Source organism: Pseudomonas sp. GW821-FHT09E04 (genome assembly GCF_059416185.1).
On sequence record NZ_JBWKOR010000001.1, the window covers coordinates 1,260,481 to 1,272,000 of the forward strand.

Annotated in this window: 9 protein-coding genes; 7 read left to right on the forward strand and 2 right to left on the reverse strand. The window is 60.5% G+C overall.

The genetic code is table 11. From position 1 onward, the window contains the following. Positions 1-114: 114 nt before the first annotated feature. Complete coding sequence (locus tag AC07N4_RS05745; RefSeq protein WP_273538139.1) at positions 115-1,449, forward strand: substrate-binding domain-containing protein; 1,335 nt, start codon at positions 115-117, stop codon at positions 1,447-1,449. A 165-nt stretch (positions 1,450-1,614) separates the two neighbouring features. Here the strand turns inward: AC07N4_RS05745 and AC07N4_RS05750 are convergent, their stop codons facing one another. Beyond that, entirely contained in the window at positions 1,615-2,844 is a 1,230-nt protein-coding gene (locus AC07N4_RS05750) for an acyl-CoA dehydrogenase (protein WP_102621748.1), read from the reverse strand. A 176-nt stretch (positions 2,845-3,020) separates the two neighbouring features. Here AC07N4_RS05750 and AC07N4_RS05755 point away from each other — a divergent pair, with 176 nt between their 5' ends. The 4 genes from AC07N4_RS05755 (at position 3,021) to AC07N4_RS05770 (ending at position 6,736) form a co-directional block, all read left to right on the forward strand. Further along, positions 3,021-3,965: a LysR family transcriptional regulator gene (locus AC07N4_RS05755; protein WP_064380747.1), complete on the forward strand. Its 945-nt coding sequence runs from the start codon at positions 3,021-3,023 to the stop codon at positions 3,963-3,965. Between the two features lie 55 nt (positions 3,966-4,020). Continuing rightward, entirely contained in the window at positions 4,021-4,422 is a 402-nt protein-coding gene (locus AC07N4_RS05760) for a MerR family transcriptional regulator (RefSeq protein ID WP_007951507.1), read from the forward strand. Positions 4,423-4,451: 29 nt separating this feature from the next. After that, entirely contained in the window at positions 4,452-5,351 is a 900-nt protein-coding gene (locus AC07N4_RS05765) for a hydroxymethylglutaryl-CoA lyase (protein WP_273538127.1), read from the forward strand. Between the two features lie 1,004 nt (positions 5,352-6,355). Then, positions 6,356-6,736: a DUF6124 family protein gene (locus AC07N4_RS05770; protein ID WP_493065146.1), complete on the forward strand. Its 381-nt coding sequence runs from the start codon at positions 6,356-6,358 to the stop codon at positions 6,734-6,736. Between the two features lie 100 nt (positions 6,737-6,836). Here AC07N4_RS05770 and AC07N4_RS05775 read toward each other — a convergent pair whose 3' ends face one another. Continuing rightward, a complete protein-coding gene (locus tag AC07N4_RS05775; RefSeq protein ID WP_493065147.1) occupies positions 6,837-8,534 on the reverse strand; it encodes an AMP-binding protein in 1,698 nt (565 codons plus the stop codon). A 201-nt stretch (positions 8,535-8,735) separates the two neighbouring features. Between AC07N4_RS05775 and AC07N4_RS05780 the strand changes: the two genes are divergently transcribed. Together AC07N4_RS05780 and AC07N4_RS05785 are read left to right on the forward strand one after the other, a co-directional pair. Continuing rightward, positions 8,736-9,899: an isovaleryl-CoA dehydrogenase gene (locus tag AC07N4_RS05780; protein WP_102621744.1), complete on the forward strand. Its 1,164-nt coding sequence runs from the start codon at positions 8,736-8,738 to the stop codon at positions 9,897-9,899. A gap of 12 nt (positions 9,900-9,911) precedes the next feature. Further along, the gene (locus tag AC07N4_RS05785) at positions 9,912-11,519 is read left to right on the forward strand and encodes a carboxyl transferase domain-containing protein (protein WP_074689008.1); all 1,608 of its coding nucleotides are present in this window, start codon (positions 9,912-9,914) and stop codon (positions 11,517-11,519) included. The last annotated feature ends 1 nt before the right edge of the window (position 11,520 follow it).

Genomic DNA, 11,520 nt, shown 5'->3' on the forward strand with positions numbered 1-11,520 from the left:
CAGCCTGAAGCAGAAGATCACAGCCAGCGGTTGTGATCTTCTGCCTTGTCATCTTTCAGAAACCTCACTGACTTAATCTCCCCGGCAATCCCCTTGGCTGCATTCGGTGCCGGCATGACCCTGCGCGTTCTGTTCGTCTTTCTCCTGAGTGCCTGGCTGCAGGTTTCGGCCGCTGCATTGCCCATTCCCGAGAACGGCCCGGTCCTGCGTATCCAGGGTTCCAACACCATCGGCGCGGCCCTCGGCCCGGCACTGGTGGAAGGCCTGCTCAAAGAACAGGGACTGTCAAAAGTCCACAGCGAAACCCCGGACACCGCCAACGAACAGCGAGTCGTCGGCCTGACGGCTCAAGGTAAACGGGTCGTGGTGGAAATCGCCGCCCATGGCTCCAGCACCGGTTTCACGGCACTCAAAAGCAACAGCGCCGATCTGGCCGCCTCTTCTCGTCCGATCAAGGACAGCGAACTCGCCAGCCTGCAACCCCTCGGCGACCTGAAAAGCCCCGGCGCCGAACAAGTCATCGCCATCGATGGCCTGGCGATCATCCTTCACCCCGCCAATCCGCTGAATCAGTTGAACACCGAACAACTGGCGCGCATCTTCAGCGGCGAGGCGAAGACGTGGGAAGAGCTCGGTGGCAAGGGTGGGACGATTCATCTGTATGCGCGGGATGATCAGTCCGGCACCTACGACACGTTCAAGGAACTTGTCCTCAGCCGTCGTGGGAAAACTCTGAACAACTCGGCGAAACGTTTCGAATCCAGCGAGCAATTGTCCGACGCGGTCAGTGCCGATCCGCAAGCCATCGGTTTTATCGGCCTGCCCTATGTGCGCCAGGCCAAAGCCGTGGCGATTGTCGATGGACAGTCCCTGGCGATGTTGCCGCTGGCCAGCCTGATCGCCACCGAAGACTATCCACTGTCGCGACGGTTGTTCTTCTATTTGCCACCCGACAGCCTGAACCCGTGGGCCCGGGCGTTGGTGGATTTTGCGCAAAGCCGTCAGGGCCAGGCGATTGTTGCGGCCAATGGCTTTATCGCCCAAACCGTGCACGCCATCTCGGTTACGCCGAATGCGCTGATGCCCGAGGGGTATCAATCCCTCAGCCGGCACGCCCAGCGTCTGACCGTGAACTTCCGCTTCGAAGAAGGCAGCGCCAGCCTCGACAACAAGGCCCGCCAGGATCTGGCCCGGGTGTTCGACTATATAAAGCACCACGAGAAGACCGACCGTGCAGTGACATTGGTGGGGTTCGGCGACGCCAAGGACGATCCGGCGCGGGCGGATTTGCTGTCGAAGCTGCGGGCGATGGCGGTACGTCGGGAGCTGGTGAAGAACGGCGTGGTGTTGCGCGAGGTGCGCGGGTTTGGCGCGCTGATGCCGGTGGCGACCAACAGCGGGGATGAAGGCAGGATCAAGAATCGGCGGGTCGAGGTGTGGGTTTACTGAGCGTCGAACCAGTGATCGTTCCCACGCTCTGCGTGGTAACGCAGCCATGGACGCTCCGCGTCCACTGTGACGCGGAGCGTCACGGTATGCATTCCCACGCAGAGCGTGGGAACGATCACCGGCTTGACGCCTAGACGTGGGAACGATCAGGGGTGAAGTGCTGGATCAGCGCTCGCTGCGCAGCATTTCCTTCGGCACGTACTTGCCGATCTCGAATTTGCCGATCGCCGCGCGGTGCACTTCGTCCGGGCCGTCGGCCAGGCGCAGGGTGCGCTGCATGGCGTACATGTAGGCCAGCGGGAAATCGTTCGACACCCCAGCCCCGCCATGGATCTGGATCGCCCGGTCGATCACCCGCAACGCGACGTTCGGTGCGACGACCTTGATCTGCGCGATCTCGCTCTTGGCAACCTTGTTACCCACGGTGTCCATCATGTACGCCGCCTTCAGGGTCAGCAGACGTGCCATGTCGATTTCCATCCGCGAGTCGGCGATCTTGTCGACGTTACCGCCCAGGCGCGCCAGCGGTTTGCCGAATGCAGTACGGCTCACCGAACGTTTGCACATCAGTTCCAGTGCGCGCTCGGCCATGCCGATCGAACGCATGCAGTGGTGAATCCGGCCTGGGCCAAGGCGACCTTGAGCAATTTCGAAGCCGCGTCCTTCACCGAGCAGGACGTTTTCGTACGGCACTCGCACGTTGTCGAACAGCACTTCGGCGTGGCCGTGGGGTGCGTCGTCGTAACCGAACACCGGCAGCGGACGGACGATCTTCACGCCGGGGGTGTCGACCGGCACCAAAATCATCGAGTGCTGGGCGTGGCGCGGAGCGTCAGGGTTGCTCAGGCCCATGAAGATCAGGATCTTGCAGCGCGGATCGCAGGCGCCGGAAGTCCACCATTTCTTGCCGTTGATCACCCACTCATCGCCATCACGCACGGCACGAGCAGCCATGTTGGTGGCGTCGGAGGATGCGACGTCCGGTTCGGTCATCGCAAACGCCGAGCGAATCTCGCCGCGCAGCAGCGGTTCGAGCCAGCGCTGTTTCTGTTCTTCGTTGGCGTAACGCACCAGCACTTCCATGTTGCCGGTGTCCGGTGCCGAGCAGTTGAACGGCTCGGGGCCCAGCAGCGAACGGCCCATGATTTCCGCCAAGGGCGCGTATTCGAGGTTGGTCAGGCCGGCGCCGAGCTCCGACTCAGGCAGAAACAAATTCCACAGCCCTTCAGCCTTGGCCTTGAGTTTGAGTTCTTCCATGATCGCGGTCGGCTGCCAGCGGTCGCCCTCGGCAACCTGCCGTTCGAACACGGCTTCGGCCGGGTAAACGTAAGTGTCCATGAACGCGGTCACGCGCTCACGCAGTTCTTGCACCTTGGGCGAATAAGCGAAATCCATGAGCAATTACCTTTTTTCGGCAGGTTGTTTAAGTCATGCAATCGATGCTAGAACAGCGTTGATAATTTACCTAGCCTATTCTCGGCGTGTATAAACATTCATCACCGATATATGATTGGTTGATTTTCCGGGCAGCCCTGACCTGTACCCTCCACCTATAACAAGAGAGCCGCGTAATGAATCTGAGCAAGGTCGACCTCAACCTTTTCATCGTCTTCGACGCGATCTACACCGAAGCCAACCTGACCCGCGCCGGGCAGATTGTCGGCATCACCCAGCCTGCGGTGTCCAACGCCCTGGCGCGGTTGCGCGAGACCTTCAACGACCCGCTCTTCGTACGCACGGCCCAGGGCATGGTGCCGACGCCCATGGCGCAGAACATCATCGGCCCGGTACGCAACGCGCTGTCGCTGTTGCGGGTATCGGTTCAGGAAAGCCGCATTTTCAACCCCTCGCAAGCGGTCAAGACTTACCGCATCAGCATGACTGACCTGACCGAAGCGGTGATTCTGCCGCCGCTGTTCCAGCGCCTGCGTCGCCTGGCGCCGACGGTGATCATCGAAAGTTTCCTGTCCAAACGCCGGGAAACCACCAAGGAACTGGCTGCCGGACGTCTCGACTTTGCCGTAGATGCGCCGCTCAACACCGACCCGCAGGTGCGCCACGTCAAGCTGATGGAAGACCGTTACGTCTGCGCCATGCGCAAGGGTCATCCGCTGGCGACCAAGGAAAAATTCACCCTCGACGATTACCTGTCGCTGACCCACATTCATATTTCCAGCCGTCGCAGTGGTCTGGGCCATGTCGATCTGGCGCTGGGCAAGATGGGCATCCAGCGCAAGATCGCGCTGCGCTCGCAGCACTATCTGATGGCGTCCCAGGTGTTGCAGCAGACCGACATGGTGATGACCGTGCCGGAGCGTTTTGCCCGTCGCCATGACCTGCATGCGTTCAATCTGCCGGTCAACGATGTGCCGCCGGTGGAAACCCATTTGTACTGGCACGAAAGCACCGATCAGGACCCGGCCAACCGCTGGATGCGCGAGCAGATGATCGAGCTGTGCCAGCAAGTGACAGCGCACGAGAAGAAGCTCGACAAGCTGCAGACGCCCGCCACTTGACGTAAACGTCAACCTGCCATTAGCTTAGCGCCAAGACCTTATTTCGAGCGCTTTCATGAGCAGCCAGACCTACAGCATTTCCGATCTCGCCCGCGAGCTGGACATCACCACCCGGGCGATCCGCTTCTATGAAGAACAAGGCCTGCTCAGCCCCGAGCGCCGAGGCCAGGAACGCATCTATTCGCCGCGCGACAAGGTCAGCCTGAAGCTGATCCTGCGGGGCAAGCGCATCGGTTTTTCCCTGGCCGAGTGCCGCGAGCTGATCGAGCTCTACGACCCTTCCAGCGGTAACACCAAACAACTCAACAGCATGCTGGCGAAAATCAGCGAACGCCGGGAACAGCTCGAGCAGCAACTTCTGGACATCGAACAGATGAAACTGGAGCTCGACACCGCCGAAGAACGCTGCGTGCAGGCGCTGGAGCAGACGCTCAAGAGTCAGCAAGTCGCGCAGTAGTCTCCCGACAATTACAACAGGTCAACGCCATGTCCCTCCCCTCCCAAGTACGCCTGATCGAAGTCGGCCCGCGTGACGGCCTGCAGAACGAAGCCCAGCCCATCAGCGTTGCCGACAAGGTGCAACTGGTCGACGCGTTGAGCGCTGCCGGTCTCGGCTATATAGAAGTCGGCAGTTTCGTTTCGCCCAAGTGGGTGCCGCAGATGGCCGGCTCCGCCGACGTGTTCGCGCAGATCCAGCGCAAGCCCGGCGTGACCTATGGCGCACTGGCGCCGAACCTGCGCGGTTTCGAAGATGCGCTGGCCGCCGGGGTCAAGGAAGTTGCGGTGTTTGCTGCGGCATCCGAAGCGTTCTCGCAGCGCAACATCAATTGCTCGATCAGCGAAAGCCTGGCGCGGTTCGCACCGATCATGGAATCGGCGAAACAGCACGGCGTTACCGTGCGCGGTTACGTTTCCTGCGTGCTGGGTTGCCCTTATGAAGGCGAGGTCGCCCCGGAACAAGTCGCCATGGTCGCCCGCGAGTTGTATGCGATGGGCTGCTACGAAGTTTCGCTGGGCGACACCATCGGCACCGGCACTGCTGGCGCCACCCGCCGGCTGTTCGAAGTAGTGTCGAAGTATGTGCCTCGCGAGAAACTCGCCGGCCACTTCCACGACACCTATGGCCAGGCCATGGCCAACATCTACGCCAGCCTGCTGGAAGGCATCGCGGTGTTCGACAGCTCGATCGCCGGCCTCGGCGGCTGCCCGTACGCCAAAGGCGCCAGCGGTAACGTCGCCACTGAAGACGTGGTGTACCTGCTCAACGGCCTGGGCATCGAGACCGGTATCGACCTCGACGCCTTGATTGCTGCCGGCCAACAGATCAGTGCAGTGCTGGGTCGCCCAACCGGTTCGCGCGTGGCCAAGGCTCGTAGCGCACAGTGAGGGGATGGTGTTACCGCCGAGCGCGAAACGTGGGCACAAGCGAGTAACACGGAAACAAATTGTCTGGTTTTGCCTGAAGGAAAAATCCTTCAAAAATCTCAAACCCTTGATTTACAAGGGTTTTGAAAAGTTGGCACGGCTTCTGCTATCTCTATGGCATAACAAGAATAAAAAGCAGCAAACCAATAAAAATAAGACGTACCGACTCTGACATAACAAAAACAACACGGCAGAGACGCAGCTAACAGATTTTTTTGGAGAAGGTGTGCTTTTCAGGGTGTTCCTCGGAATGACCCGCAACCGGGCAGAGAACAATAAAACTACCTTCAGGTAGCTCCCGAATCGGTTGGATCGCCTAGCGAGAAAGCAGATCAGCGCTCAAAAAAATACGTTTGCTCTTGACCCCGGATGGGGGTCGCCAAAAACAGCGGTAAAGGGCCACGGTTGCCAAAAACAACAACAGACCGCCCCTCAATAATAAAAAAGAGCACGCGACGACAAAATTAAAGGGGAGCTTCGGCTCCCCTTTGTGCTGTCTGGCGTTCTGAAATTGTCCGCGACTGATCTCCTCCCCCCATCTCGATCTTCCTGCAAGCGCTCACTCGGCAAGATCTCAGTGAGGCAATTGATCTTGTGCCTCAACATCCAGCCCCCCACATACAAGTAATCCCAACAAAAACACGTAGGGTTCACGGCTTTCGCTGTGTGTAAACACGACGCCGCATGGGCGTTTAAAGTACACGAACCGTTACGCCATAAGGGCTACAACACCTTGCGTCGTTGCCTACGCGTACGCCAGAATCCGCCGGCTTACGCGGCTATGGGGTGGGCTATATCGTTTCCCTGTCACTGAAAAACAGTGATCGGGTTTGGTAGCCCGTCTGTAATAGCTGTATGGCAACACCGTATGCAGTCCCTTTTTGGGGCTCTGTTTTATGGTGGTCATGCGTGGGGCTCATTCGTGAGCGCCGGGTTCCTATTGCAGCCGGTCTACCAACCCGCGTATGGCCGCCACCCATCGTTTGGTGTCCAAGACCGTCATTCCACCGTTAGAAGATCCGGTGTCCCCCTACGAATTTCCCGATTCAAGAAAACTCCACGACGCGGCCGAACGCGCCCTCGACTATTACCTGACTCCCGCAGCCCGGATCATGGCCACGCCCTACACCCCGAACGACATGTTCATGGTCAACCCGCAAACCGACACGGAGTCCTTGCTGGCCAACGCCTGCGAATCCCTCGCGTCAGCCACGGTCATGCTCGGTGACTTTGCCGGGATGCTGGAAGGGCCGAACCGCAAGACCCTGCTGGGCATTGCGCAAGTGGTGATGTTGGGGGAATTGGCGGTGAATCAGGCATTGGAAAATGTAGAGGTAAAGCAATAAGCGCTGCTTTCGAAGCCAGGGTCCGCGCCCTGGCTTCGAAGGCTCTGATCGATATAGAAAGTTGAAACTGTGGGAGCCAAGCCCCCACAGATTGGTTCTGTCAGCCCTCGTTACCGCGCAACTCCTCGATACTGATCTCGCGCATCCGGAATTTCTGGATCTTGCCCGTCACCGTCATCGGAAACTCCTCGACGAATTTGAAATGACGCGGCGTCTTGAAGTGGGCGATGCGTTCCTTGCACCACGCTTGCAGCTCTTGTTCGGTGGCGCTGTGGCCGGGATGGAATTTGATCCAGGCGACGATTTCCTCGCCGTAGCGTGAGCAGGGAATGCCGATCACCTGCACGTCCGCCACCGCCGGGTGGGTGAAGAAGAACTCTTCCAGTTCACGCGGGTAAATGTTCTCGCCGCCACGGATGATCATGTCCTTGTTGCGGCCGGCGATGCAGACGTAACCCTCGTCGTTCATGCTCGCCAGGTCGCCGGTGTGCATCCAGCCCGCCGCGTCGATGGCTTCGGCGGTGGCATTCGGGTTGTTCCAGTAGCCGAGCATCACGCTGTAGCCACGGGTGCACAGTTCACCGATGGTGCCGCGTGGCACCGGGTTGCCAGCCTCGTCGATGATTTTACTTTCGAGTTGCGGCTGGGTGCGGCCGACGGTGGTGACGCGCAGTTCCAGCTCGTCCGATGGCCCGGTCTGCAGGGAGACAGGGCTGGTTTCGGTCATGCCGTAGGCGATCTGCACTTCGCTCATGTGCATTTCGTTGATGACCCGGCGCATCACTTCGATCGGACAAGTCGCGCCGGCCATGATCCCGGTGCGCAGGGTCGACAGGTCGAATTCGGCGCGCTGCGGCTGATCGAGCATGGCGATGAACATGGTCGGCACGCCGTACAGCGCGGTGGCTTTTTCTTCAGCCACGGTGCCCAGGGTCAGCAGCGGATCGAAGGCATCGTTGGGATAAATCATGGTGCTGCCGTGGGTGATACAGCCCAGGTTGCCCATGACCATGCCGAAGCAGTGATACAGCGGAACCGGGATCACCAGGCGATCGGCGGCGGTCAGGCCGAGGCTTTCGCCGACCATGTAACCGTTGTTGAGGATGTTGTAGTGACTGAGGGTCGCGCCCTTGGGGAAACCGGTGGTGCCGGAGGTGTACTGGATGTTGACGGGCTGATCGAAGTGCAGGCTGTCGCTGCGTTCACGCAATTGTTCTGGAGAGACACTGGCGGCCAGATCTGCCAGTTGCGACCACGGGAGAAAACCCGAAGGCGGCTGGGGATCAAGGCTGATCAAACCGCGCAGCTCCGGCAGGCGCTCGCTGCGCAGTTCGCCGATGGATTGCCCGGCCAGTTCCGGCAGCAAGCCTTGCAACATGCCGTGATAGTTGGAGCTCTTGAACGCGCCCGCGCAGACCAGCCATTGGCAACCGGATTGCTTGAGCACGTATTCGAGTTCGGAGCTGCGGTAGGCCGGGTTGATGTTGACCAGGATCACGCCGATCTTCGCGGTGGCGAACTGAGTGATGCACCACTGCGCGCAGTTCGGTGCCCAGATGCCGAGCCTGTCGCCGGCCTGCAAACCCAACGCCAGCAGGGCTCTGGCATGCACGTCCACCGCGTCGGCCAGTTGCCGCCAGGTGTAACGCTGCTGCTGATGGCGCACCACCAGCGCCTCGCCGTCCGGGTACTGCGCGACGGTCTCGTCGAACTTCTGCCCGATGGTCATCGCCAGCAAGGCTTTGTCCTGGGAACCACGGGTGTAGCTGCGCTGCGGGTTTGCACTGGGTTGATCCATGACGACCCCTATTGTCTTTATTAGTGGGTGTTGGACCGGAGCCATATGAGCTCCGACCATTCAGAACTGGCCCTACTCTCGCTCAAGTTGACGTTAACGTAAAGGGTGATTGACAGCCATTCGTCACAGGCTTACGTTAACGTAAAGGTGAGAACTGAAACGCCCTTCTCCCCACCCTACAAAAAAGCCAAAAGGTGACCCATGAGCTACCCATCCCTGAACTTTGCCCTCGGTGAAACCATCGACATGCTGCGCGATCAGGTTCAGTCCTTTGTCGCCAAGGAGGTCGCTCCGCGCGCCGCGCAGATCGACAGCGACAACCTGTTCCCCGCCGATCTGTGGCGCAAGTTCGGCGACATGGGCCTGCTCGGCATCACCGTGCCGGAAGAGTACGGCGGCGCTGGCCTGGGTTACCTGGCGCACGTCGTGGCGATGGAAGAAATCAGCCGCGGCTCCGCTTCCGTGGCGCTGTCCTACGGCGCCCACTCCAATCTCTGCGTGAACCAGATCAACCGCAACGGTAACCACGAACAGAAATCCAAGTACCTGCCGAAACTGATCAGCGGCGAACACGTCGGCGCACTTGCGATGAGCGAACCGAACGCCGGTTCCGACGTGGTCTCGATGAAACTGCGCGCCGAAAAACGCGGCGACCGCTACGTCCTCAACGGCAGCAAGACCTGGATCACCAACGGTCCCGACGCCAACACTTACGTGATCTACGCCAAGACCGACCTGGAAAAAGGCCCCCACGGCATCACCGCGTTCATCGTCGAGCGCGACTGGAAAGGCTTCAGCCGCAGCAACAAGTTCGACAAGCTCGGCATGCGCGGTTCCAACACCTGCGAGCTGTTCTTCGACGACGTCGAAGTGCCGGAAGAAAACATCCTCGGCGTGCTCAACGGCGGCGTGAAAGTGCTGATGAGCGGCCTCGATTACGAGCGCGTCGTGCTGTCCGGTGGCCCGACCGGGATCATGCAGTCGTGCATGGACCTGATCGTGCCGTACATCCACGACCGCAAGCAGTTCGGCCAGAGCATCGGCGAATTCCAGCTGATCCAGGGCAAGGTCGCCGACATGTACACCCAGCTTAACGCCAGCCGCGCCTACCTCTACGCCGTGGCCCAGGCCTGCGAGCGCAACGAGACCACGCGCAAGGACGCCGCCGGCGTGATCCTCTACACCGCCGAACGCGCCACGCAAATGGCCCTGGACGCAATCCAGATTCTCGGCGGCAACGGTTACATCAACGAATTCCCGGCCGGCCGTCTGCTGCGTGACGCCAAGCTGTACGAAATCGGCGCTGGCACCAGTGAGATCCGTCGCATGCTGATCGGCCGCGAACTGTTCAACGAAACCCGCTAAACGGAGCTGTCCATGGCTATCCTGCATACCCAGCTCAACCCCCGTTCAGCGGAGTTCGCCGCCAACAGCGCGGCGATGCTCGAACAGGTCGACGCCCTGCACACCCTGCTTGCCCAAGTGGCTCAGGGTGGCGGCGCGAAAGCTCAGGAACGTCACACCTCGCGCGGCAAACTGCTGCCGCGTGAGCGGATCAACCGCTTGCTCGATCCAGGTTCGCCGTTTCTGGAAATCAGCCAGTTGGCCGCCCACGCCGTGTATGGCGAAGACGTGCCGGCCGCTGGCGTGATTGCCGGCATCGGCCGTGTGGAAGGCGTCGAGTGCATGATCGTCGCCAACGACGCGACCGTGAAAGGCGGCTCGTACTATCCGCTGACCGTAAAGAAACACTTGCGCGCCCAAACCATCGCCCAACAGAACCGTCTGCCATGCATTTATCTGGTGGACTCGGGCGGCGCCAACCTGCCGCGCCAGGACGAAGTGTTTCCGGATCGCGAGCACTTCGGGCGGATCTTCTTCAACCAGGCCAACATGAGCGCCATGGGCATTCCGCAGATTGCGGTGGTCATGGGCTCGTGCACTGCGGGCGGCGCGTATGTGCCAGCGATGGCCGACGAAGCGATCATGGTGCGCAATCAGGCGACGATTTTCCTCGCCGGCCCGCCCTTGGTGAAAGCTGCGACCGGTGAAGTGGTCAGCGCCGAAGACCTCGGCGGGGCCGATGTGCACTGCAAGACTTCCGGGGTCGCCGACCATTACGCCGAAAGCGATGAGCACGCCCTCGCCCTCGCCCGCCGCAGCGTCGCCAACCTCAACTGGCGCAAGCTCGGCGAAGTGCAGCAGCGCGCGCCGATTGCGCCGCTGTACGCCAGCGACGAGTTGTACGGTGTGGTGTCGGCGGATGCCAAGCAACCGTTCGATGTGCGCGAAGTGATTGCACGACTGGTCGACGGTTCGGTGTTCGATGAATTCAAAGCGCTGTTCGGAACCACGCTGGTCTGCGGTTTCGCCCATCTGCACGGCTACCCGATCGCGATCCTCGCCAACAACGGCATCCTGTTCGCCGAAGCCGCGCAAAAAGGCGCGCACTTCATCGAACTGGCCTGCCAGCGCGGGATTCCGCTGCTGTTCCTGCAGAACATCACCGGCTTCATGGTCGGCCAGAAATACGAGGCCGGCGGCATCGCCAAACACGGCGCGAAACTGGTGACCGCCGTGGCGTGCGCCAAGGTACCGAAATTCACCGTGATCATCGGCGGCAGTTTCGGCGCCGGTAACTACGGCATGTGCGGGCGGGCCTACGATCCGCGTTTCCTGTGGATGTGGCCGAACGCGCGGATCGGCGTGATGGGCGCCGAACAGGCGGCCGGCGTGCTGGTTCAGGTCAAGCGCGAGCAGGCCGAACGCAGCGGCCAGGCGTTCAGCGCCGAGCAGGAAAGCGAGATCAAGCAACCGATTCTCGACCAGTACGAAGAGCAGGGTCACCCCTACTATTCCAGCGCACGGCTGTGGGACGACGGCGTCATCGACCCGGCGCAGACCCGCGATGTGCTCGCCCTGGCCTTGTCCGCGTCGTTGAACGCGCCTATCGAACCGAGCCGCTTCGGCGTGTTCCGGATGTGAT

Bases quoted from the DNA above. Each gene is read 5' to 3' on its own strand.
- AC07N4_RS05745 (WP_273538139.1), top strand. From the start codon at position 115: ATGACCCTGCGCGTTCTGTTCGTCTTTCTCCTGAGTGCCTGGCTGCAG.
- AC07N4_RS05750 (WP_102621748.1), bottom strand. From the start codon at position 2,844: ATGGATTTCGCTTATTCGCCCAAGGTGCAAGAACTGCGTGAGCGCGTG.
- AC07N4_RS05755 (WP_064380747.1), top strand. From the start codon at position 3,021: ATGAATCTGAGCAAGGTCGACCTCAACCTTTTCATCGTCTTCGACGCG.
- AC07N4_RS05760 (WP_007951507.1), top strand. From the start codon at position 4,021: ATGAGCAGCCAGACCTACAGCATTTCCGATCTCGCCCGCGAGCTGGAC.
- AC07N4_RS05765 (WP_273538127.1), top strand. From the start codon at position 4,452: ATGTCCCTCCCCTCCCAAGTACGCCTGATCGAAGTCGGCCCGCGTGAC.
- AC07N4_RS05770 (WP_493065146.1), top strand. From the start codon at position 6,356: ATGGCCGCCACCCATCGTTTGGTGTCCAAGACCGTCATTCCACCGTTA.
- AC07N4_RS05775 (WP_493065147.1), bottom strand. From the start codon at position 8,534: ATGGATCAACCCAGTGCAAACCCGCAGCGCAGCTACACCCGTGGTTCC.
- AC07N4_RS05780 (WP_102621744.1), top strand. From the start codon at position 8,736: ATGAGCTACCCATCCCTGAACTTTGCCCTCGGTGAAACCATCGACATG.
- AC07N4_RS05785 (WP_074689008.1), top strand. From the start codon at position 9,912: ATGGCTATCCTGCATACCCAGCTCAACCCCCGTTCAGCGGAGTTCGCC.